Origin of the sequence: Amycolatopsis sp. NPDC051372, from assembly GCF_040682095.1 — a bacterium.
GTDB lineage: Bacteria > Actinomycetota > Actinomycetes > Mycobacteriales > Pseudonocardiaceae > Amycolatopsis.
In genome coordinates, this window is the sequence record NZ_JBFBAF010000023.1 from 119,481 (window position 1) to 140,442 (window position 20,962).

General features: G+C 72.1%; 21 protein-coding genes and 1 pseudogene. 12 read left to right on the forward strand and 10 right to left on the reverse strand.

Annotated features, from left to right (window positions below; translation table 11 throughout):
• Positions 1-2 precede the first annotated feature (2 nt).
• Positions 3-812 carry a pyrroline-5-carboxylate reductase gene (gene proC, locus AB0M56_RS31540; protein WP_364182659.1) on the reverse strand — a complete coding sequence of 270 codons (810 nt, stop codon included), beginning with the start codon at positions 810-812 and terminating at the stop codon, positions 3-5.
• The gene (locus AB0M56_RS31545; RefSeq protein ID WP_364182661.1) at positions 809-1,801 is read right to left on the reverse strand and encodes a proline racemase family protein; all 993 of its coding nucleotides are present in this window, start codon (positions 1,799-1,801) and stop codon (positions 809-811) included. The genes proC and AB0M56_RS31545 overlap by 4 nt, the downstream gene beginning before the upstream one ends.
• 178 nt (positions 1,802-1,979) lie before the next feature.
• Between AB0M56_RS31545 and AB0M56_RS31550 the strand changes: the two genes are divergently transcribed.
• From AB0M56_RS31550 to AB0M56_RS31590, 9 genes and pseudogenes are all read left to right on the forward strand, one after another.
• Positions 1,980-2,864: a hypothetical protein gene (locus AB0M56_RS31550; protein WP_364182663.1), complete on the forward strand. Its 885-nt coding sequence runs from the start codon at positions 1,980-1,982 to the stop codon at positions 2,862-2,864.
• Between the two features lie 5 nt (positions 2,865-2,869).
• Positions 2,870-3,172: a carboxypeptidase-like regulatory domain-containing protein gene (locus AB0M56_RS31555; RefSeq protein WP_364182665.1), complete on the forward strand. Its 303-nt coding sequence runs from the start codon at positions 2,870-2,872 to the stop codon at positions 3,170-3,172.
• Between the two features lie 14 nt (positions 3,173-3,186).
• Positions 3,187-3,708, forward strand: a complete 522-nt coding sequence (locus AB0M56_RS31560; RefSeq protein ID WP_364182668.1) for a MarR family transcriptional regulator — start codon at positions 3,187-3,189, stop codon at positions 3,706-3,708.
• Between the two features lie 32 nt (positions 3,709-3,740).
• Complete coding sequence (locus AB0M56_RS31565; protein ID WP_364182671.1) at positions 3,741-4,379, forward strand: HD domain-containing protein; 639 nt, start codon at positions 3,741-3,743, stop codon at positions 4,377-4,379.
• Positions 4,380-4,502: 123 nt separating this feature from the next.
• Positions 4,503-5,690 carry a DUF6745 domain-containing protein gene (locus AB0M56_RS31570; RefSeq protein WP_364182674.1) on the forward strand — a complete coding sequence of 396 codons (1,188 nt, stop codon included), beginning with the start codon at positions 4,503-4,505 and terminating at the stop codon, positions 5,688-5,690.
• 30 nt (positions 5,691-5,720) lie between these two features.
• Positions 5,721-6,161 (forward strand): hypothetical protein, encoded by a 441-nt coding sequence (locus AB0M56_RS31575; RefSeq protein ID WP_364182677.1) that lies wholly within the window; start codon positions 5,721-5,723, stop codon positions 6,159-6,161.
• Positions 6,162-6,249: 88 nt separating this feature from the next.
• A pseudogene (locus AB0M56_RS31580) lies at positions 6,250-6,495 on the forward strand (peptidoglycan-binding protein); the annotation flags it as partial.
• A gap of 309 nt (positions 6,496-6,804) precedes the next feature.
• Entirely contained in the window at positions 6,805-7,446 is a 642-nt protein-coding gene (locus tag AB0M56_RS31585; RefSeq protein ID WP_364182788.1) for an LLM class flavin-dependent oxidoreductase, read from the forward strand.
• Between the two features lie 574 nt (positions 7,447-8,020).
• Positions 8,021-9,241, forward strand: a complete 1,221-nt coding sequence (locus tag AB0M56_RS31590) for a TetR family transcriptional regulator (RefSeq protein WP_364182680.1) — start codon at positions 8,021-8,023, stop codon at positions 9,239-9,241.
• Between the two features lie 180 nt (positions 9,242-9,421).
• Here the strand turns inward: AB0M56_RS31590 and AB0M56_RS31595 are convergent, their stop codons facing one another.
• The 4 genes from AB0M56_RS31595 to AB0M56_RS31610 are packed head-to-tail and all read right to left on the reverse strand — an operon-like array spanning position 9,422 to position 14,155.
• On the reverse strand, positions 9,422-10,195 hold the full coding sequence (locus tag AB0M56_RS31595) for an enoyl-CoA hydratase/isomerase family protein (protein ID WP_364182683.1): 774 nt from the start codon (positions 10,193-10,195) through the stop codon (positions 9,422-9,424).
• A complete protein-coding gene (locus AB0M56_RS31600) occupies positions 10,192-11,697 on the reverse strand; it encodes an AMP-binding protein (protein ID WP_364182686.1) in 1,506 nt (501 codons plus the stop codon). The genes AB0M56_RS31595 and AB0M56_RS31600 overlap by 4 nt, the downstream gene beginning before the upstream one ends.
• Positions 11,698-12,864 carry an acyl-CoA dehydrogenase family protein gene (locus tag AB0M56_RS31605; RefSeq protein ID WP_364182689.1) on the reverse strand — a complete coding sequence of 389 codons (1,167 nt, stop codon included), beginning with the start codon at positions 12,862-12,864 and terminating at the stop codon, positions 11,698-11,700.
• 7 nt (positions 12,865-12,871) lie between these two features.
• The gene (locus tag AB0M56_RS31610) at positions 12,872-14,155 is read right to left on the reverse strand and encodes an MFS transporter (RefSeq protein ID WP_220239315.1); all 1,284 of its coding nucleotides are present in this window, start codon (positions 14,153-14,155) and stop codon (positions 12,872-12,874) included.
• A 211-nt stretch (positions 14,156-14,366) separates the two neighbouring features.
• Here AB0M56_RS31610 and AB0M56_RS31615 point away from each other — a divergent pair, with 211 nt between their 5' ends.
• Positions 14,367-15,014: a response regulator transcription factor gene (locus tag AB0M56_RS31615; RefSeq protein ID WP_364182790.1), complete on the forward strand. Its 648-nt coding sequence runs from the start codon at positions 14,367-14,369 to the stop codon at positions 15,012-15,014.
• A gap of 286 nt (positions 15,015-15,300) precedes the next feature.
• Here the strand turns inward: AB0M56_RS31615 and AB0M56_RS31620 are convergent, their stop codons facing one another.
• The 3 genes from AB0M56_RS31620 to AB0M56_RS31630 all read right to left on the reverse strand — a co-directional run bounded on the left by AB0M56_RS31620 (position 15,301) and on the right by AB0M56_RS31630 (position 17,896).
• Positions 15,301-15,669 carry a response regulator gene (locus AB0M56_RS31620; protein ID WP_364182692.1) on the reverse strand — a complete coding sequence of 123 codons (369 nt, stop codon included), beginning with the start codon at positions 15,667-15,669 and terminating at the stop codon, positions 15,301-15,303.
• 61 nt (positions 15,670-15,730) lie between these two features.
• Positions 15,731-16,777, reverse strand: coding sequence for a PAS domain S-box protein (locus AB0M56_RS31625; protein WP_364182695.1), 1,047 nt, complete (start codon positions 16,775-16,777; stop codon positions 15,731-15,733).
• 156 nt (positions 16,778-16,933) lie between these two features.
• Positions 16,934-17,896: an alpha/beta hydrolase gene (locus tag AB0M56_RS31630; protein ID WP_364182698.1), complete on the reverse strand. Its 963-nt coding sequence runs from the start codon at positions 17,894-17,896 to the stop codon at positions 16,934-16,936.
• A 209-nt stretch (positions 17,897-18,105) separates the two neighbouring features.
• Between AB0M56_RS31630 and AB0M56_RS31635 the strand changes: the two genes are divergently transcribed.
• On the forward strand, positions 18,106-19,167 hold the full coding sequence (locus AB0M56_RS31635; RefSeq protein WP_364182701.1) for an NADPH:quinone reductase: 1,062 nt from the start codon (positions 18,106-18,108) through the stop codon (positions 19,165-19,167).
• Positions 19,168-19,329: 162 nt separating this feature from the next.
• On the opposite strand, the gene AB0M56_RS31640 is transcribed toward AB0M56_RS31635, so the two are convergent.
• Positions 19,330-20,229: an SDR family NAD(P)-dependent oxidoreductase gene (locus AB0M56_RS31640; RefSeq protein WP_364182704.1), complete on the reverse strand. Its 900-nt coding sequence runs from the start codon at positions 20,227-20,229 to the stop codon at positions 19,330-19,332.
• A gap of 78 nt (positions 20,230-20,307) precedes the next feature.
• Here AB0M56_RS31640 and AB0M56_RS31645 point away from each other — a divergent pair, with 78 nt between their 5' ends.
• On the forward strand, positions 20,308-20,892 hold the full coding sequence (locus tag AB0M56_RS31645; protein ID WP_364182707.1) for a TetR family transcriptional regulator: 585 nt from the start codon (positions 20,308-20,310) through the stop codon (positions 20,890-20,892).
• Positions 20,893-20,962: the final 70 nt, after the last annotated feature.

The window sequence follows — 20,962 nt, forward strand, 5'->3', positions numbered from 1 at the left end:
GCTCAGCGTCCCATCTCGGCCGCCCGGTCGCGGGCCGCCTCGATCGCCGCCATCACCGCCGCGCGCACCCCGCGTTCCTCGAACTGCCGGATCGCGGCGATCGTCGCCCCGCCCGGGCTGGTCACGGCCGCGCGCATGCGCACCGCGTCGGCGTCCGGGACGTGGAGCATCTCGGCGGCGCCTGCGGCGTTGGCCTTCACGAGCTCCTCGGCCAGCGGGCGCGGCAGGCCGAGCAGGATCCCGGCTTCGATCAGCGCTTCGGTGAGGAAGAAGTAGTACGCCGGACCGCTGCCCGACAGCGCGGTGATGGCGTCCATGCGGGTTTCCGCGACCCGCACGACCTTGCCCACCGGGTCGAACAGCGACTGCGCGTAGTCGAGCTCGGTCTCGCCCGCGTACGTGCCCGCGCTGATCGCCACCACCCCACGGCCGACGGAGACGGGCGTGTTGGGCATGCAGCGCACGACCGGCGGCTTGCCCGGCAGCAGCGCTTCGAGGCGCGAGATGCGCACCCCGCCGACGGCAGAGACGAAGAGCTGGTTGTCGTTCACGTCGTCCGCGACCGCGGCGAACAGGTCGTCGACGTGGTACGGCTTCACCGTGAGCAGCACGGTTTCCGCCGTGCGGATCGCGGGCCCGGCGTCCGCCGTGGTGGCCACGCCGTAGCGCTCGCGCAGGTATGCCGCGCGCTCCTCGGCGAGCTCGACCACGACGACCTCGGCCGCCGTGAACCTCGGTTCGGTGCCGGCGAGCAGTCCGGCGAGCAGCGCCTCGCCCATGTTGCCGCCGCCGATGATGGCCAGTTTCGTCATCGCAGGGTGAACCCCGTTCCCAGTTCGTCGGCCGGGTCGAGCGTGAACACGCTCTCGCCGGCCAGGTGTGCGGTGCCTTCGATCTCCGTGGCGACGCTGCCGTCCGCAGCGGTCGAGAGGATCCGGCCGGTGAAGGTGGTGCCGATGATCGAGCCGTGGGTGAGCACGTCGCCCTCGCGCAGCCGGCCCTCGGCCGCGAGCAGCGCCAGCCGAGCGGAAGTGCCTGAGCCACAAGGGGAACGGTCGACCTGACCGTCGGCGAACACAGTCACGTTGCGCTGGTGCGGCCCGGTCGCGGTGTCGCCGAGGTCGTCGTAGAGGATCACGCCGTAGACACCGCTGAGCCGGCTGTCTCCGGAATACCGCGCCCATTCGGTGCCGCTGAGCGCGGCCTTGACCTCGCGGCCGGCGGCCACGAGCTCGGTGTGGTGCTCGGGGACCACTTCGAGGCCGAACGCGGAAGCCGGCACGCACGCGTAGATCGCGCCGCTGTAAGCGAGATCGACCTTGACCGGCCCGCTTTTCGCGGCCACCTCGACGTCGCGGCCGAGCACGGTCGTGTCGACGTTGCGGAAGGCCACCTTCCGCACCTCGCCGCCTTCGCACGTCACCGCGGCCGTGACGCGGCCCGACGGGACGTCCATCGGCACCTCGGTCACGCCGTCGGCCACCGCTTCGACGCGGCCGGTGCGCACGGCCCACGCGCCGAGCGCGATCGTGCCGTGCCCGCAGGCGGTGGAGTAACCCTCGCGGTGCCAGAACAGCACGCCGAACAACGATCCCTCGGTTTGCGGCGGCACCAGGAAACAGCCGTACATCGCCGAATGCCCGCGCGGCTCGCGCACCAGCAGCTCGCGCACCGCGTCGATGCCCGGCGTCGACCGCGCGGCCTCGCGCCGTTCGAGCACTGTCGCGCCGGGGATCTCCGGCGCCCCACCGATGACGATGCGGAAGGGCTCCCCCGCCGTGTGGTAGTCGGTGACGGTCACCGCGTCCACTGTGGACCGTCCAGGCTTGTAGCGTTCATGACAGCTGACAGTACATGGTAGTTTTCACTACGGGAAGAGGTGTGCGCGCGGTCACGCCCCACCTCGGCCGCAATACTATTCGTGCACGAATAGTTGAACCGAACATGAAGACTTCCGTGCTCGCCCGGCACCGCTGGTAGTGCGGGGCGGCCACAGGATCTCGCTGCTGCTGGTGCTCGTGTTCATCGGCCTCTACGTCGGGTTCCAGCGCAGCCCGCGGCCCTACCAGGTGCCCGTCGCGGTGGCCGGGACCCAGCTGCAGACGCAGCTCGCCGGGGCGGCCGGGCCGGCCGTGGCCGTCGTGCCCGTCGCCGACCAGGCGGCGGGTGAGGCGCTGCTGCGCCACGGTGACGCCGTCGCGACGCTGGCGGACCAGGCCGGGCACCTGCGGCTGGACGTCGCCGGCGCGAGCGGTGCCACGACCGTGTCCGCGGCCGAGAAGCTGGTGAGCGCGTTCGCGCAGCACCGGGGGCAGCCGCTGGTGATCACCGATGTGCTGCCGCTCTCGGCGTTCGACAGCAAGGGGATGTCGGGGTTCTACGTGGCCTTCGGCGTCACGCTCGCGTCGTTCGCGCTGGCGCAGAACCTCCTCGCGGCCGCGCGGCGCGTCCGGCTGCGCCACCGCATGGCGGCGCTCGCGGGGGTTCGCGGTGCTGTCCGGGATCGTCGCGGCCACGCTGGCCGGGCCGGTGTTGGGCGCGCTGCCCGCGCCGTTCGCGCCGCTCGCGCTGACCCTCGGCCTGCTCTCGGCCGCCACGGCACTGGCGACCAAGGCCCTGGGCACGTGGTTCGGCGCGATCGGCATCCCGATGTCGACGCTGCTGCTGCTCACCGTCGGCAACTCGACCAGCGGTGGCGTGCTCGGGGTGAACCTCCTGCCGGAGCCGGCGCGGTGGGTGTCGGCCGTGCTGCCCCCTGGTGCCGCGGTGCGCGCGCTGTCGGACCTCGACTACTTCCACGGGCGCCCACCTGCTTGTGCCGGTCCTCACGCTGCTGGCGTGGTCCGCGGGTGCCGCCTTCCTGAGCCACGTGCGAGAACGCGGCCGCGCCACAGCCGCGGAAGCGGAACAGGCCGTGCCGGGCGGGGAGATCTCGGGTCGCGTCAGCCCCGCGGCGGTCCTCGTCGTGACGGACCCACAGGGCGCCGTCACGGCGCGATCGGACACCGACGGCCGCGGCCGGTTCCACCTGACCGGCCTGGCCCCCGGTGACGTGACGCTGACCGCCGTCGCCGAAGGGTTCCTGCCGCAGACGTGGGCGCTGACGGTGCCGGCGAGTGGCGGCGCGACCGTGGACCTCGCCCTGGCGCCCGCGTTCGCCCGCGCCGCATGAGGCAGCCTTGAGCCATGGACACCGGATCGGACCACGACACCGAGGGCGGCGAACGCCCGCTCGACGACGCTCCGCTGTACCTGCTGCGCCAGGCGCTGCGCACCTACACCGCGCGCTGGCAAGAGACCGTGCGCGAGCTGACGCCGCCGCAGTACGTCGCCTTGCGGGTGTTGCGGTCCTCCCCCGATCTCGACCAGGCGGCGCTCGCCGAGGCGACGCGTATCGACACGGCCACGCTCACGCCGTTGCTCGCGCGGCTCGAGGAGCGCGGCTACGTCGTGCGGCGCGTCGACCCGGGCAACCGCCGCCGCAAGCTGTTGCGGGTCACCGAGGGACGGGGCCGGAGTGCTGCGCCGGGTCGCGCCGCTGGTCGCCGAGACCGAGGACACGGTGCTGGGAGAGCTGAGCACGGGGCAGCGCAAGGCGTTCACCGACGTGCTGCGGAGGATCTCGCACGCTTGAGCGATGTCCTTATCGGTGGGGTTCGTGGCCGGTCCGGCCACTGCGCGCAGCGGCCCGCGCGCGAGAGGCTGTGAGGACCACCCCCGCTTTCAACCAAGGAGTCGTGATGACCGAGACGATCGCCGGGATCACCGTGCCGGACACGGAGCTCGTCGCCGAGGTGACGTCGCTGATCCGCGAGGAGTCCACCGAGCTGCTGTTCAACCACTCGCGCCGCGTGTTTCTGTTCGGCAGCCTGCAGGCGCGCGCCCTCGGCATCGACCCCGACCCGGAGCTGCTGTACGTGGCCGCGCTGTTCCACGACACCGGTCTCGTGCCGCCGTGGCGCAGCGAGCAGCAGCGCTTCGAGATCGACGGCGCCGACCAGGCCCGGGAGTTCCTGCTCGCGCACGGCCGTCCGGCCGCCGACGCCGACCTGGTGTGGACGTCGATCGCGCTGCACACCACGCCGGAGGTGCCCTACCGGATGGCGCCCGAGATCGCCGCCACCACCGCGGGCGTCGAGACCGACGTGCTCGGCCTGCACCTCGACCGCATTTCCGCCGACGACCGCGCGGCCGTGACCGCGGCGCACCCGCGGCCGGACTTCAAGCGGCAGATCCTGCAGGCGTTCAAGGATGGGTTCGCCCACCGTCCCGACTCGACGTTCGGCACCGTCAACGCCGACGTGCTGGAGCACTTCGTGCCCGGCTTCAAGCACACCGATTTCGTCGACGTGATCGAGAACTCCGCCTGGGCGGAGTGACCCTTCCGGGCCGCCGCCGCTCGCCAACGCGGCGCGGCGGCGGCCAAAACGCTTGCGCGGTCACCACGATCGCTGTCATGATCGCGGTATGTCTGATGGAAAGGGCGTGCTCGCCCTCGCGCGATGACCGCGCCTCGCGGGCCGGGAGCCCGCGCTCTGGAACACCCTGAAATCCTTGACCCGCCACGGGTTCGGTGGCAGCTCGCCGAGGCCGCCCGAGCGGAATGGCTCGGCCACGCCCTGTCCTGCGAGCCCGCCGACCGGCCGGCCGCGGAAGCGGCGATCAGCGCGCTCTACGAGCTCGTCGATCAGCCTCCCCCGACGTTCGTGTGGGTCGATTCCCCTGGTGCGGCAGCGAAACTCCTACCACCGAGCCGGCCACTGTCAGCTGGGTCGCCGACCTGGCTGGAAAGCCGCCTGGCCAGCTCGTTGTCGGATCTGCGCGCCCGGTTCAACCGCAGGATCCGTTTCTCCGACAACTCGTGGCGACCGTCCGTCCTGCCCGAAGATCCCTCGGAAGCGCTCGATCGCGGCTCCCTCGACTCGTTGCTGGACTCAGGCATCCACAGGTCGGTCCGGCGCAGCATCCTCGATTCCGTCGCCGGCACGATCAAGGCCGAACTGCGCGCGCCGACCGGGATCGGCTGGTACGGCCAGCACGAAGCCCACTGGGTGGCGCACTACGACGCCCACCGCCGGCTCGGTGTCCACTTCGGACGCGAGCCTGAGCGGATTTTCGATCTGTGGTCCGAAACCGTGCGCTCGTGCGGTTGGTGGTGGCCTCGTGACGACGTGTGCGTGGTCACCGAGCGGCCGGTGGTGGTCCGCACCGAACCCGTGCCCGGCTCCGCGTACGGCGAGGTGCGAACGCATGCCGCCGACGGACCGGCCATCGCCTACCCCGACGGCTGGCGCGCTCATGCGTGGCACGGCACGCCGGTGCCGGCGTGGGTGATCGAAGACGTGACGGCCGAAGCCGTCAACACCGAACGCAACATCGAGGTCCACCGGTGCGCCGTCGAGCGCCTCGGCTGGGACGGCTACATCGAACGGGCCGGCCTCACGTTCGTCGCGCGAGCACCGGACCCGGGCAACGGGGACGCCGAACTGCTGCTCTACGACGTGCCCCGCGCGCCGGGCATGATCGCGCGCCGGCTGCTGCTCACCGTCAACGGATCCGTGGAACGCGACGGCACGCGCCGCCGCTACGGACTGTCCGTGCCGCCGTGGTTCGACGACCCCGTCGACGCCGCCGGCTGGTCCTACGGGCTCACCGGAGCCCAGTACACCGGTTTGCTGCGCCGCACCTGACCCTTCCTCCGAGACCCCAAGGTGACCACAATGGACCTCGCACAACTGCTCGACCGCTCCGGCCTCGACGTGCTGGAGCACCTCGAACGCCAAGTCGCCGTTCCCGTGCTCGACGGGCTCCAGGCCCAAGGCGACCTGATCGTGATCCCGCACGCCCTCGTGGCCCGTACCGTCGAACTGCGCACCAACGCGTGGTGGCAGACCGTGCCGCACGGCGGTGTCGAACTGGTGCGCGGTGTGGACGGGCGCAATCCGCACACACTGGTGGCCGATCCCGACACCTGCCAGTGGAGTCCGTCGATCCGCGACCCGTTGAACCTGGGCATCGCCCTCTTCGAGAACTCCGCGCCCGCGTACCTGATCCACCCCGAGCACGGCGGCAGCGGCGTAGCGCCGGGCCGGTGGCTCGTGCGCCGCCAGCAGGAGCGCGGCGTCACCCTCGCCGTGAACCGGCTGCTGATCGCCGACTGAACCCGGCCTGAACCTTCGAGTTGTACGTCCCTTGTATCCCGTTCCATGATTCTTTGCCCGGATTCATCCGCGGACGAGAGGAACAGGGATGCTCAGGAAGGTCGCCACACTGACTGCGCTCGCGGCGGTGGCGCTCGGCGTGGCCGCACCGGTTTCGGCCGGTGCGGCCACGCAGGCGCTGCCCGCGGCGAGCATGGAGGCCGTGCTCAAGGCCGCGCAGATCGACCCGCGCCGCACCGACAGCACGCAGACCCCCGGCGCGCACGACAGCGTGCTGCTGGTCGAGCAGGCTTTGCAGGCCAAGGGGCTGCTCGACGCGAAGTACGTGGACGGAGTACCAGCGCGGCTGACTGCGGCGTCCTCGCCGGTTCGGCAAGAGCCGGCGAGGACGTGCCGTGGTGGCACCCGCACCCCGGGCGGTGGTTGTATCGGGATCATCGGCTACGGGGGTGTTGCATGGCGAACAAGGCGTTCCGGTTCGGAGTCGTCGCGGCGGCCGACGGCAGCGGCGCGAAGTGGCAGGCCACGGCGCGGCGTGCCGAGGAGCTGGGCTACTCGACGCTGCTCTCACCCGACAACCTCAACCTGCCATCGCCGAACAGCGTCGCTGGCGATCGCCGCGGCGGTCACCACCAAGTTGCGGGTGGGGTCGTTCGTGCTGGCCAGTCCGCTGCGCACGCCGCGCGCGGCCGCGTGGGAGGCCCACAGCCTCACGCAGCTCACCGACGGCCGCTTCGAGCTCGGCCTCGGCACCGGCCTGCCCACGATGCGCCAGGCGGCCGACGAGCTGGGCCTGCCCTACGGCTCCGGCCAGGACCGGCTCGACCAGGTGTCCGAGACCATCGACCACGTCCGGCGCCTCGACGGCGCCGCGCACACACCGGTGATGATCGCGGCCGGCGGCCCCAAGGCCCGCCGGCTGGCCGCGGCGAAGGCCGACATCGTCGCGCTCGCCGGCGGCGCGCTGACCACGCGCGCCGAGATGGCCGGCCACGTCGAGGAGATCCGCGCGGCCGCGGGTGCGCGCGCCGACGACCTCGAGCTGTCGCACAACATCTTCGTGGTGGGCGACGAAGCGCCGCCGTGGATCAGCCGGTTCCTCGGCGGCCTCGACGCGAAAACCCTCATCGAGCGCGATTCGCTCACCGTGCTCACCGGGGACCTCGACACCATGGCCGCCGAGCTCGAACGCCGCCGCGACGAGCTGGGGGTGTCGTACTTCACCGTGAACAGCGCGTTCGTCGAGGAGTTCGCCCCGCTCGTGGAGCGGCTCACCGGCAAGTGACCACGAGGTCTGGGGTCCACTTCGGACTCGAGGTGGTGAAAACCTCGTGACCGTGGTGTCACCTGCTGTGCGACCGGAGAGACTGCGAAGGGGACGAACTCGAACCGAACACCATCGACCTGACCACCCCGCTCGGAGCTTCGAGCAGTCCGGCGGAGACCACCGAATCGTCATCGGAACCCACCGAAACGACGGCTGAAACCACCACCTCGACGACGTCGGGCTGAGCGCGACCGCGGGGCTCGCGCTCCTGGCCGCAGGCGTCGTCTTGCTGCTCCTGACGCGGTCCTGCGCGCCGGGATCTTCTGCGCCCTGGTCGCCCCGCTGCTGATCGCCGCGGGCGGCGAGGCGGTCTACGGCTTCCGGGTCCTCATCCGCCTGAGCGCGGGCACCCCGCACGTGGTCGGCGAGCGACACCACATTCGTCGTGCCACTCGACGTTCAGGTGCGCGTGCAGGTCCAGTTCCAGAACCAGCAGCCCTGGTGGCGCCTCGGCGAAGCCCGGTTGTGGAAGCTATCCCGGCGCGCGCCCGCTAACCTGGTGGGAAGGGTGCTGACGCGATGAGGAGAACGAGTGAGCCGGGCGGAAGTTCGCGGGACGAAGCGGCAGTCCTCGCCGTCCGCGCGTCCCAACCGCCGCGCCGAGCTGCTCGCGGCCGCGGCCCGGCTGTTCCGCGAACGCGGCTACGGCGGGGTCTCCGTGGCGGACATCGCCGAGCAGGTCGGCATCACCGCCGGCGCGGTGTACAAGCACTTCCCCGACAAGCGCGCGCTGCTCGCCGAGCCCATCCGGGAGATGGTGCTCACCTGGCGCAACCGCGAGGTGCTCGCGCTGGCCCAAGGCGGCGAAACCGACGAGGTGCTGCGGCGGCTGGCGACCTCGGTGGTCGGTGTCGTGCTGGAGCGCCCGGACGTGGTGCGCCTGTGGCACCAGGAGGCCCACTACCTCACGAGCGAGGTCCGCGAAGAGCTGGTGGCCGTGCGCGTCGAGGGTGTCGGCCTGTGGCTGCGGGTGCTGGTGGACGCACGGGCAGAACTGACCACGAGCCAGGCGGAGTTCCGGATCCGCGCCGCGCTGGGCCTGCTCAACAGCGTGCCCGCGCTGCCGCGGCGGCGCCTCTCAGCCCACGCGGCGACGCTGGAAACCGTGCTGCTGGCCACGTTGCTCGCGCCCGAACCGCCGAAGAGCCTGCCGGAAATCCGCGTGGTGGACCGGGAGTCACCGGCCGCGGCGGAGAACACGCGCAGCCGCGCGATCCTCGACGAGGCGGCGAGACTGTTCCGCGAACGCGGGTACCACGCCGTGGGCATCGACGACATCGCCGCGGGCGTGGGCATCGCGGGACCGTCGATCTACAGCCACTTCCCGAGCAAGGCGGCCGTACTCACCGCCGTGGTCGAGGAGATCGCCGACGAGCTGTGCTGGGGCGGCGCGCTGGCGATGGCCTCGGACGGGACTCCGCACGAGGTGCTCGAACGGCTGGTGACCACGCACGTCCGCACGGCGATCGCGAAGAGCGACCTGATCGCGGTGTGGATGACCGAGGAGCACCATGTGCCCGAAGACCTCGGTGAAGCCGTGCGCCGCGACCGCAAGCGCTACCTGGACTACTGGGTGGGCGCGGTGCTGGCGGTGAACCCTGGCGTGGAGGAAGCGGTGGCCGAGACCGCAAGCCTCGCGGTGATGGAGCTGATCGACGCCGTCGCGCGGTCGAGGCGGTTCGCGGCGGTGCCGGAGCGTCCCGAGTGGACAGTCGGACTCGCACTGGCGGCCCTGACGAGCGTGGCGGTCTGACGCGGACCCTCTGTCTTGAACAGACACAGTGGACGAACACCGTGGACGGACACCGATGGCGGGGTAGACCCTCCCCCTCCGGAAAGTCCTTCCCCGCCATCGGTGTTTCAGCCGGTCGCCCTTCGGCTTCTCCAGCGGCCGCGCCCGTCCGGTTCCGCGGCCACAGGTTCTGCGCGCGGCTCAGCCGCTCGCGCGCTCGGTGCCCTTCCAGCGGTCGGAGCCCTTGCGCGCGAACGACCACAGCTGCGCGCTCTGCTCCAGCGGCACGGCCGCCGGCCAGCTCAACGCCGGCGGGCCGACCTCCGCCCGCAGGCTGCGGATCGCCGCCCGAGTGAGGGCCGGGTCGCTGCCACCACGAGCCGCGAGCGCGAGGGCACGGGGCTCGACCTCCTCGTCGGGCCGCGCCTCGTAGGCGAGCCCGAGCTCCACAGCGCGGCGGCCGTCCACCGACTCGCCCAGCACGCCGAGCACCGTCGCGGCCTCCGGCGTGACGACCCGCGTCAGCAACGTGTAGTGCCCACCGCCAGGGTGCACCCCCAGGCGCGTGAAGCCGGATGCGAGCACCGCGTCTTCGGCGACGACGCGCACGTCGGCGGCCAGCGCGAGGTTCATCCCGGCGCCCACGGCCCCGCCGCGCACGGCGGCGACCGTCGGCACCTTCAGCGCGCCGAAGCGGAGGAACGCGTCGTAGATCCGTTGTGTGGCGCGGATTCCCTCGTCCGAAGCCGGTGCGGCCGAGATCGCCGCCAGCTCGTCGCGGTCGCCGCCCGAGCAGAAGTACCCGCCGGCGCCCTGGATCACGGCCGAGCCGATCGTGAGGTCGGCATCGATGCGCTCGCAGGCGTCGATCAGCGCGCCGGCCAGCGCGCCGTCGATGGCGTTGCGCTTGCGCGGCGCGTTGAGGGTGAGCACGGCGACGCCGTCGGTCACCTCGAACAGCACGGGTTCGGTCATGGGCGGGCTCCGCGGAGGTCGACGTCGTCGGATTCGTGCGTGCGCAGCAGGGCCGAGCGGACCTTCTGCGTCGCCGTCTTGGGCAGTGCGGGACGCACCGAGATGTAGCGCGGCCACGCGAACTTCGGCAGCTTGCCGTCGAGGAACGCGGGCAGCCCGAGCGGGTCGAACTCGCCGCGCGGCACCACGACGGCGCGGACCTCCTGGCCCACGACCTCGTCGGGCACGCCGACCACGGCCACCTCGTCCACCGCCGGGTGCCCGGCGATCGCCGCCTCGACGTCGGCCGGCCGCACGTTCTCGCCGGCTCGGCGGATCATGTCGTCGGCCCGGCCGTGGAACACGAGGTAACCCTCGTCGTCGACCGCGCCCATGTCCCCGGTGTGGAACCACAGGTTGCGGAACTTCTGCAGCGTCAGCTCGGCCTTGCCGTGGTAACCGTCGAAGAGCACGAAGGCCTCACGCGGGCGCACGCAGATCTGCCCCGGCTCGCCGGGTGCCACGGGCACGTCGTTCACGTCGAGGATCGCCAGGTCCATGTCGGGCCGGACGGTACCGCAGGTCCCGCGGCGGCGCTGCCCGGAGCGGTTGGCCGTGACCCAGCCGCCGGTCTCGGTCATGCCGTAGAGCTCGTGGACCTCGACGCCCACGTGGTCCTCGATCGTGGTCCACAGCCCGACCGGTGCGCCGCCGCCGGTGCAGAAGCGCAGCTTGTGCGGCGGGATGTGCTCGGGCAGCTTGCGCACGAGCATCGCCAGCATCGTGCCGACGTAGGTGAATCCCGTGGCCTCGTACCGGATCGCCTGGTCCAGGAACTTCGCCGGCTCGAACTTCTCCAGCAGCGCCAGCGAAGCACCGGTGGCGATCGCGGTCATCACCGCGTACACCTGCGGGTTGGTGTGGAACAGCGGCAGCGCCACCATGATCCGGTCGTCGGCGCGGATCCCGATCGCGTCGGCCAGTTCCCGGCCGCCGGCGAGGAACGCGCCGTCGGAGAGCACCGCGCCCTTGGGCGGGCCGGTGGTGCCCGAGGTGTAGAGCAGGCTGCTCTCGGCGTCGAGTTCCGCCTCGTGCATCGGGTGCGGCGCCAGGCCGGCCACGGCGTGCTCCAGCTCGTCGGCTGTGGTGAAGCCCAGCGTGTGCCCGGAGTCGAAGCCCGCGTCGGCGACCAGCCGTGCGATGCTCGGGGTGTCGCCGACGGCGAACTCGATGCCCGCGTCGGCCACGACCTGGCGGATGTGCGCGCCGGTCGCCTGGTTGTGCAGCGGCACGCACGTGGCGCCGAGCCAGCGCAGCGCGAACCACAGGTAGGGGAACGTCGGCGTGTTGCCGCAGGCGAGCAGCACGCGATCGCCGGCCCGCACACCGTTGCTCTGCAGCAGCGTCGCGGTGCGGGTGACCACGTCGAGCAGCCCGGCCCAGCTGATCACCTTGTCGTCCTGCAGCAGGAACGGCGCGTCACCGCTGGTCTCGCACCGCTGCTTCAGTGTTGCCGCGAACATCTACCGATCCTCCACCCTGACGGCCTTGACCAGGCTCTTCGCGACGGTGTTCTTGAGCACCTCTGCCGATCCCCCGGCCACCTCGTACGCCTTCGCGTCGCGCAGGTACCGACCGAACGGCTGGGTCTCGCGCGTGCCGTGGGCACCGCACACCTGCACCGCCGTGGAGGCGACCTTCGTGGCGAGCGAGGCCGCCAGCAGCTTCGCCGACGAGGACGAGCGCGCGATGTCGCGGCCCGCGTCGAGGTCGCGCGCGGCTTCGTAGGTGAGCAGCCGCGTCGCGTCGATCTGCGCGGCCAGCTCGGCGAAGTACCACTGGATCCCTTGGAAATCCAGGACCTTCGTGCCGAACGCGGAGCGCTTGTCCACGTACCGCAGCGCGCCCTCGAACGCCGCGCGCGCGATGCCGAGGCTGATGCCCGCGGCGAGCGTGCGCGAGTTGGCGAGGGTGACCATCACCTGCTTGAGGCCGCGGCCCTCGGTGCCGATCAGGTGGTCGGCGGGCACCTCGACGTCTTCCAGCACCAGGTTGACGTGCGGGCCGTTGCGCAGCCCGAACGTCTCAGCCTCGTGGCCCTGGTAGCTGGACACGCCCGGGGTGTCCTTGGTGACCGCGAACGTCGAGACCCCGACATCGGTCTCGGCGAGCACCACGAACAGCTCCGCGGCCGCGCCGGAGGTGATGAAGGCCTTCTCGCCGTTGAGGACCCAGCCCTTGTCGGTGCGGTGGGCCTTGGTGTCGAGCGTGCGGATGTCGCTGCCGTGCCCGTCCTCGGTCAGCGCGAACGACGCGGGCAGCCCACCGGCGTAGCGCGGCAGGTAGCGCTCCTTGAGCGACTCCTCGCCGTAGCGCTCGATGCAGCGCTGGCTCTGGAAGATCGTGATGAGCGAGATGCCCAGGATCGCGCTCGCGACCGAGAGCTCCTCCAGCACGGCGAGCAGCTCGGTCATCGGGCGGCCCTCGCCGCCGTAGCGCGGGTCGAGCGTCATCGAGTTCCAGCCGCGTTCGGCGGTGAGCCGCACGAGGTCGAGCGGATAGCGGTCGTCGCGATCCAGCGCGTCCGCGACCGGGGCCACGTGCTCGCGCGTGAACTCGCGGGCCTCGAGCGCGAGGCGCTCGTCGACGTGGTCCCTCCAGAGGTGCTGCAAGTCGTTCCCCTTCCTCATTCCCGACTCATTCCACAGCTGTGATGGCCCGGCCGGAGCGGTCGGCCAGGAACAGCGCGGTGATCATCATCAGAGCCACGGCGAACAGGCCGGTCGAAATGCCGCCGCCGAGGCCGTAGCGGGCGGCGAGCAGGCCGACGATCCCGGGCCCGAAGCTCGCGATCCCGCGGCCCACCGAGTAGCAGAAGCTCGAGCCCGTGGCCCGGATCGGCGTGGCGAACAGCTCGCCGAACCACGTGCCGAACACCGCGAAGTAGCCCAGCCCGAACGAGATCACGAAGTACATCGCGATCACCGCCCCGGTCGCGGCGCCGGTGGCGATCAGCACGGCGAAGGCGATGAACGCGACCAGCTGCACCGAGGCGAAGGCGAGCAGTGCCTTGCGCCGGCCCCACCGGTCGCCGAGCGCGCCGGCCGCGATGTAGGAGACGAGCGAGATGGCGGCACTGACGTAGAGCACCGTCTGCGTCGGTCCTGCGCCCAGGTGCAGGCCGGTCTTGAGGAAGGTCGGCATCCAGGACGAGTAGACGTAGTAGGAGTACTGCGCGCCGAACACCACGACGGTGCCGAGCACGACCATCTTCAGCGCGTTCTTCTTGAACAGCATTGCGAGCCCGGCGGTCGCGGACTCCCGTGCGACGACAGTGCCGGCCTGCCGGCCTTCGGCCTTGGCCCGCTGCAGCTCCAGCCACTGCTTCGACTCCGGGCAGGCGAGCCGGATCGCGACCGCGGCGAGCGCCGGCAGCGCGCCGATGGCGAACGCCCAGCGCCAGTTGGGCACGGCACCGGCGACGAAGATACCGATCGCGTACGCGGGCCAGATCGCGGCCTGCACCATGCCGCCCGCGAGGCCGCGGCGCTTGGGCGACCACGCCTCGTTCAGCAGCGCGAAGCCGATGGCCCACTCGCCGCCGATCCCGATCCCGGCGATCATCCGGCACACCACGAACAGCCCGAAGCTCGGCGCGAGCGCGCCCAGCCCCGTGCCGATCGCGAACACCCAGATCGTCCACGTGAGCACGCGACGGCGGCCGAACCGGTCGGCCAACGGGCCGAACAGGATGCCGCCGATCGCGGTGGCCGCGAGCTGCGCCGTGAAGACCGCGCCCACGGCGGCCGTGGAGACGCCGAACGTCTTCCCCACGTCGCCGGCGACCAGCGACAGGATCACGAGGTCGAAGTACTCCATCCCCCAGCCGCTGACCGCGGCCGCGATGATCAGACCGCGCTCTCTTCGGGTGTAGGCGGACCCGGCCACGCCGGCCGGGGCGTTGGTCGCCACTTCGGACATGGGCCACCTGCTTCTTTGCGGGAGGTGAATACTGGTTAGGCGGACGGTAACTCGTCGTTAGCCGAAACTCAAGGGGGCGCGCCACGTCGATCCGGGGGGCGCAGCAGCCGGTCACCGCACCGGCACGCGCTGCACTCGCGCCCGGGCGCCCGGGTTCCACGGGCAGGCCCGGACGGGCGCGCCCCTGTACCGTGAGCCGGTGGCTGAACGGATCCGGGTGGTCGTCGGCGAGGACCAGGCCCTGGTCCGGGAAGGGATCGTGCGCGTCCTCGAACGCGCCGGCTTCGAGGTCGTCGCCGTGGCCGCGGACGCGCCGGACGTGCTGCGGCAGGTCCGGGCGCGCCGGCCCGACGTGCTGATCACCGACATCCGCATGCCCCCGGACCTGACCGACGACGGGTTGCGCGCGGCGTTGGAGATCCGGTCGTCCGAGCCGGGCGTCGGGGTGATCGTGCTCTCGCAGTTCCTGGAGGACCGCTACGCCTTCGAGCTGGTCGGCGACCGCGCCGAAGGCGTCGGGTACCTGCTCAAGGAGAAGGTGGCCGACCCGGCGGTGCTCGTCGACGCCGTGCGGCGCGTCGCCGAGGGCAACACGGCTCTCGACCCGGACGTGATCGCCCGGCTGGTCGGGCGCAAGCGCGTCGGCAGCCCCCTCGACGACCTGACCCCCCGCGAGCGCGACGTCCTCGCACTGATGGCCGAGGGCCACTCGAACGTCGGCATCGCGGAGAAGCTCGTGGTCACCGTGCCGGCGGTGGAACGCCACGTGACGGGGATCTTCAGCAAGCTCGGGCTGCACCAGTCGGCGAGCAGCCGGCATCGGCGGGTGCTCGCGGTGCTGCGGTACCTGCAGAACTGACGTCCCTTGGTGGCAGGGCGCCGGAAATGTCGGTTGCGTTTGCGATCCCGCGTCCGGACAGTCGATCGTGAGGGTGAGGGCGGGCGTGCCTTCCCGCCCGCCCTCGCCGGAGTCAAGCCGCTGTGGGACGAGGAGCCGGAGCTGATCCAGTCCGGTGTGGACGATCACGGGGAGACGGGGGAACGGAGTCACGACCGCGTCGCCGAAACACTGGTCTTGCTGTCGCGGCCCGGCCTCGCTGGAGCGACGAACCGTTCGACGAACGAGGCTGACCAGGCGCCGGCCGTCAGGCGGCCGAAAAACCGAACAACGCCGCCAGGTCGGCGGTCGCCAGGTGGTCCTTGGCCACGAAGCCGACGATCCCGAGTGCGGCGAGGTCGGCGGCGACGAAGCCGGGTGGCTCGGTCGAGGTCACGAGGATGCGGGGCGCCGGGCCGGGGAGCACGGCGAGCGCGCGGGCGGCCGAGAGGCCGTCGCCGTCGGGGAGGTGGAGGTCGAGGAGCACGCAGTCGGGGTGGTGGGCGCGCACGGCTTCCCTGGCTTGCGCCGCGTCGGCCGCCTCGGCGACGACCTCGAAGCCCCGAGCGGCCAGCAGGCGCCCGGCCGCGCGCCGGAAGCCGGTGTCGTCGTCGACGATCAGGGCGGTGGGCGACATCGCTCAAGGGTCCCCGCCCGCACCCGGCCCCGCCATGGGGGTGTCCCCACAGTTCGGGTGCTCAGAGGGGAAATTCCGCGCGCAGCACGGTTCCGGCGCCGGGTGGGGAGGACAGCGTGAGCCGGCCGTCGAGGGCGTCGACGCGATCGGCAAGCCCGGCGAGCCCGGAACCGGATCCGCCCGCGACGGCTCCGCCGACGCCGTCGTCGCGCACCTCGACCGTGAGCAGGGGCCCGCTCGCTGCCAGAGTCACCGTGACCTGCGACGCGCGCGAGTGCTTGACCGCGTTCGTGAGGGCTTCGGCGGTGACGAAGTAGGCGCACGCCTCGACTCCCTCCGCGAGCTCCGCCTCGACGGAGCCGGTCACCACCACCGGCAGGGCCGCGCGCGAGGCGAGGGTCTCGACGGCGAAGCGGAGCCCGCGCGCGGACAGGACGGCCGGGTGGATCCCGGCGGCGAGCTCCCGCAGCTCGCTGATGGCCGCGCGCGTGTGCTCGACGGCTTCCTCGAGGAGCCCGGGCACACGGTCCGGGGCGGCGGCGAACTCCTCACGGGCGAGCTGCAGGTCGATGAGCAGGGCGACGAGCCGTTGCTGGGCACCGTCGTGCAGGTCGCGGGCCAGCTGCCGGCGGGCCGCAGTCGCGCTCTCGACGATGCGCCGTCCGGTGGCGCGCGACTCGGCCGCGCGGATCTGCGCCGCGTCACGCTCGCGTACCGCCTGCTCGGCCGCACGGCGCTGCGTGGTCTCCTCGAACGCGAGCACCGCGCCGCGGCCGCCGGGCAGGTCCAGCGGGGCCGACCACCACTCGATCGGGAACATCGAGCCGTCCCGCCGGAAGAACCAGTCTTCGTCCCTGTGCACGGTTTCCCCGGCCTGGCGCGACCGCAGCATCGGGCACTCGGAAGCCGGGAACGGCGAGCCGTCGGGGTAGTGGTGGTGCACCGTTTCGTGGCTCTGCCGCCCGCGCAGCTCGGCCAGGTCGTCGTAGCCCAGCAAGGCCACGGCCGCGGGATTGGCGAAGACGATCGCCCCGCCGTGGTCGATCACCCAGACCGGCTGCGGAACCGTGTGCAGGATCAGCTCGAGCACTTCACGGGGAGATTCCACGGCACCCTCCCGACGGTGTCGGAGGCCTTCACCGTACCCACGCTCGCGGCGGCGTGGTCACCCTCGCCGAGCCGCGAGCCGCGGCCCGGCCATGAGGGGGGGGAATGGCCGGACCGCGGGTGCCGCCGCTGTGCGGGGGGGCGGCGGCACGCCCTGTCAGTGCAGGGCCTCCCGCAGGACCGCGATCGCTTGCGCAGCCGCGGCCTTCGCCGCGTGCGTGTCCCGGACCGGGTCGAGCATCATGAAGTCGTTGAGGATGCCGTCGTAGCGCGCTGTCGTCACGGCCATGCCCGCGTCCCGCAGCTTCGCCGCGTAGGCCTGGCCTTCGTCGCGTAGCACGTCGTCGTACTCGTCGACCAGCAGGAACGCGGGCGGCGGCCCGGCCGGCCGGTCGAGGCTCGCTTGCAGTGGTGCGGCGGTGATCTGCCGGCGTTGGGCGGGCTCGGGGAGGTAGGCGTCCCAGAACCAGGCCATCGCCTTCGCCGCCGGACAGGGACCGTGTTCGAACCGGCGGTACGAGCCGGTGTCCATGCCCGCGTCGGTGACCGGGTAGTACGTCGAGTGCTGCACGAAGGTGACGACGCCGCGTTCCTTCGCCATCAAGGCCGGCGCGGCGGTCATGTTCCCGCCCACGGAGTCGCCCGCGACGGCCCTGTATGCCTCCTCGATGCCCTTGCCGGCGCCCTCGCGACCCATCCGCTGCGGGTTCGCGTAGGCCGGCTCGATCGCCACCGGGTAGCGCGCCTCCGGCGACGGGGTGTACTCCACGAACACCACTGCGGCGCCGACGCCGGTCGCGAGCTCGCGCACCAGCCGGTCGTGGGTGCCGGCGTTGCCGAGGATCCAGCCGCCGCCGTCCACGTAGAGGATCACCGGCAGAGTGCCGTCGGCGCCGTCGGGTTTCACGATCCGCACCCGGACATCGCCGACGGCGGCGGACACTGTGAGCCGCTCCTCGTCGACGGCGGGCTTCGCCACGCCGCCCGACTGCAGGCCGTCGAGCACCTTGCGGGCCGCTTCGGGGCCGAGCTCGTAGCGGAACGGCGGGTTCGCTGTGGCGCCGGCCAGTTCCTGGGCCGCTGATTCGAGGCGCACGTCCGGCTTTTCGAGGGCGGCCATGGTTCTCTCCTCCGTCAGCGGTCCGGGTGTGGGCTCGTGCCTTCAGCCTTGCGCGTGGAAGGCCGCGGAGCCATCGAGCAGCCACCACGGCCGGTCAGCGGCCGGTGTGGGGTAAACCCCACGCCACAGCGCCGGGCGAGGCGGCCCCGGCGGGAGGAAATTCCGGCGGCCGCGGAATACGCCCGCGGGGGCGCGGGCTTGCACGAGAGATGAAGGCTGTCACGTTCACCCGCCACGGCGGGCCGGAAGTGTTGTCGCTGTCGGAGCGGGAGGTCCCGGAGCCCGGCACCGGCGAGGTCCGGGTGCGGATCGTGGTGTCGGCGGTGAATCCCACGGACTGGAAGTCGCGCCGCGGCCCCGGTGAGCTCGCGGGTCCGGCCGTGCCCAACCAGGACGGCGCGGGCGTGGTCGACGCCGTCGGGCCGGGTGTCACGGAGTTCACGCCGGGCGACCGCGTGTGGGTGCTGCTGGCCGCGGCCCACTCCCCCGCGTCCGGAACGGCGCAGGAGTACACCGTGCTGCCGGCCGAACGGCTCGTGCGACTGCCCGACGCGGTCGGCTTCGACGAGGGTGCCGGGTTCGCCATCCCCGCCCTCACGGCGCACCGCGCCCTGACCGTCGCCGAGGACGGGCCGACGCGGCTCGCCCCGGGCGCGCTCGCGGGCCGCACCGTCCTGGTCACGGGCGGGGCGGGCGCCGTCGGCAACGCCACGATCCAGCTCGCCCGCTGGGCCGGCGCGACGGTGCTCACCACCGTGAGCACCGAGGCCAAGGCCGCGGTGCTCACCACCGTGAGCACCGAGGCCAAGGCCGCGCTGGCCCGGGCGGCCGGCGCGGACCACGCGCTCCGCTACACCTCCGGCGACCTGGCGGCCGAGATCCGGGCGATCGCCCCCGACGGCGTGGACCTCGTGGTCGAGGTCGCCGCCGGCACGAACGCCGGGCTGCACGCCGAGGTCCTGCGCACCCGCGGCACCGTCGCGGCCTACGGCGACGACCGCGGCACCGGCAAGATCACTCTCGATTTCGGCCGCAACCTGTGGCTGAACTCGCGCTACCAGTTCCTGGTCCTCTACACCGTCGGCCTGGACAAGCTCCGCGCCGGCGCGGAGGACGTCACCGCGGCTCTCACCGACGGCGCCCTGCGCTTGGGCGAGGAGCGCGGCCTGCCGCTGCACCGCTTCCCCCTGGAGCAGACGGCACAAGCCCACGAAGCCTCGGAGAACGGCACGACGGGCAAGATCCTCATCGACGTGACACCTGCGTCCTGAACCCTTGCCGCGAAACGCCGGTCACCGGGCCGCCCCGGTGACCGGCGTTTCCCGCGCCACCACGCCTGGGGCCGCCACTCCTGGTACCTTGCCCGTCACGGTCACGGTCGCGGTGCGGAAAGACAAACCGCGCGTCGGGCGCCACCCGGCGCCGATCACGCGTCAGAGCGCGGTCACGAAGTCCGGGTCCACGCCCGTCAGTTCCGCGCTCAGGTCCCACAGCCGACGGCCGGTCGCGGAGTCCGCGAGCGGTCCTTTCGGAGTTTCGAGGCGCGGTTTTCCCCGCAGGCCGAAGAACCGCGGGCCCCACAGCTGTCCATTGCGGACGGACGGGTCGAGCGCCGCGTGCACGGACGGCCGGGCGCCCGCGTGTTTTCCTTGCAGCAGCACGCCGGCGGGCACCGCGCGGAGCAGCTGCCCGGTGGTGCGTGAGTGCATCGGCGGTCGTGAGGGAGTCAGGGCGTTCAGGGCGCCGCCGGGGTGGACCACGACGCTGAGGGCACCGCTGTCCGCCTCCTCGAGACGGCGGGCAAGCTCGAAGCCGAACAGCATCTGAGCGAGCTTGGCGCGCTCGTAGGTCTGCTTCGGCGCGAAGGCGCGGGTGCTCTGCAGGTCGTCGAGGTCGAGGTGAGCGGAGCGGGCCGTGAAGCTGCCCGTGGTCACCACACGGCCGGCCGACAACCGGGGCCACAGCAGGGCCGTGAGGGCGAAGTGACCGAGGTGGTTGGTGCCGAACGTCAGCTCGTGGCCGGCCGGGGTCTCTCGCCGCTTCGGACCTTCGAGGAGCACCCCCGCGTTGAGGACGGCCACGTCGAGCCGCGGCATGTCCAGCGCGTCGACCGAGGCTTTCAGCGAGGCCAGGTCGGCGAGGTCGAGGCGCACGGAGGTGACCCGAGCGCCGGGCACTCGCGCCTGGATCGCCCCGATCGCGGAGGCGGCCTTCGCGGGGTCGCGGCTGCCGAGCACCACGGCGGCGCCGGTCGTGGCGAGCTGCTCGGCGACGAAGTAGCCGATGCCGGCGTTGCCGCCGGTCACCAGCGCGATCGTCGACTGGTTGGCCATGGCGTGCCCTCATTTCTGTAGTCACTCTTATTTCATAGTAACTACAATTTCAGAGTCGCTTCAGCTATCGTGAGCCTCATGCCCGCCACCCCCGGTCGACGCGAACGCAAGAAGGCCCGCACCCGCCAGGCGCTCGACGACGCCGCTGCGCGCCTGTTCCTCGAGCACGGCTACGACCACGTCACCGTGGCGCAGATCGCCGAGGCGGCCGACGTCTCCGTCGCCACGTTGTTCGCCCACGTGCCCGACGGCAAGGAAGCCCTGATCTTCGACGACGGCACCGAACGCCGTGAAGGTCTCGTCGCCGCCGTGCGCGAACGGGAAGCGGGCGAGTCCGTCCTCGCCGCCCTGCGCCGGTTCTTCGCGAACCGCGGGCCGTTCGCCGCCGAACTGCCGCCCGAGTACGAACGCAAGCGCACCCTGATCGTCACCACGCCGGCCTTGCGCGGGTACGCGCGCAAGCTCTGGGTCCAGAGCGAAGCCGCGCTGACCGAAGCGATCGCCGAGGCGAGCGACGTGCCCGCGACCGACATGGCGACCAGGGCATTGGCCCGCTACGTGCTGGAGATCCCCGACCTCACCGGTACCGAGCCCGACCCCCTCGCCGCGATGCACGCCGTATTCGATCTCCTCGAGTCCGGCTGGCCACCGCGGCACGCCTGAGCACCCCCGAACGCGCGAGGCCACACTTTCGCAGGTACCGCGTCGGACGTCACAGCCGGTATACCTGGTC

Excerpts from the sequence above, each read along its gene's own strand:
- AB0M56_RS31570 (WP_364182674.1), top strand. The coding sequence starts at position 4,503 with ATGACCGCGCCTCGCGGGCCGGGAGCCCGCGCTCTGGAACACCCTGAA.
- AB0M56_RS31645 (WP_364182707.1), top strand. The coding sequence starts at position 20,308 with ATGCCCGCCACCCCCGGTCGACGCGAACGCAAGAAGGCCCGCACCCGC.
- AB0M56_RS31595 (WP_364182683.1), bottom strand. The coding sequence starts at position 10,195 with ATGACCGAACCCGTGCTGTTCGAGGTGACCGACGGCGTCGCCGTGCTC.
- AB0M56_RS31565 (WP_364182671.1), top strand. The coding sequence starts at position 3,741 with ATGACCGAGACGATCGCCGGGATCACCGTGCCGGACACGGAGCTCGTC.
- AB0M56_RS31640 (WP_364182704.1), bottom strand. The coding sequence starts at position 20,229 with ATGGCCAACCAGTCGACGATCGCGCTGGTGACCGGCGGCAACGCCGGC.
- proC (WP_364182659.1), bottom strand. The coding sequence starts at position 812 with ATGACGAAACTGGCCATCATCGGCGGCGGCAACATGGGCGAGGCGCTG.
- AB0M56_RS31610 (WP_220239315.1), bottom strand. The coding sequence starts at position 14,155 with ATGTCCGAAGTGGCGACCAACGCCCCGGCCGGCGTGGCCGGGTCCGCC.
- AB0M56_RS31600 (WP_364182686.1), bottom strand. The coding sequence starts at position 11,697 with ATGTTCGCGGCAACACTGAAGCAGCGGTGCGAGACCAGCGGTGACGCG.
- AB0M56_RS31635 (WP_364182701.1), top strand. The coding sequence starts at position 18,106 with ATGAAGGCTGTCACGTTCACCCGCCACGGCGGGCCGGAAGTGTTGTCG.
- AB0M56_RS31560 (WP_364182668.1), top strand. The coding sequence starts at position 3,187 with ATGGACACCGGATCGGACCACGACACCGAGGGCGGCGAACGCCCGCTC.
- AB0M56_RS31630 (WP_364182698.1), bottom strand. The coding sequence starts at position 17,896 with ATGGCCGCCCTCGAAAAGCCGGACGTGCGCCTCGAATCAGCGGCCCAG.
- AB0M56_RS31620 (WP_364182692.1), bottom strand. The coding sequence starts at position 15,669 with ATGTCGCCCACCGCCCTGATCGTCGACGACGACACCGGCTTCCGGCGC.
- AB0M56_RS31575 (WP_364182677.1), top strand. The coding sequence starts at position 5,721 with ATGGACCTCGCACAACTGCTCGACCGCTCCGGCCTCGACGTGCTGGAG.
- AB0M56_RS31605 (WP_364182689.1), bottom strand. The coding sequence starts at position 12,864 with ATGAGGAAGGGGAACGACTTGCAGCACCTCTGGAGGGACCACGTCGAC.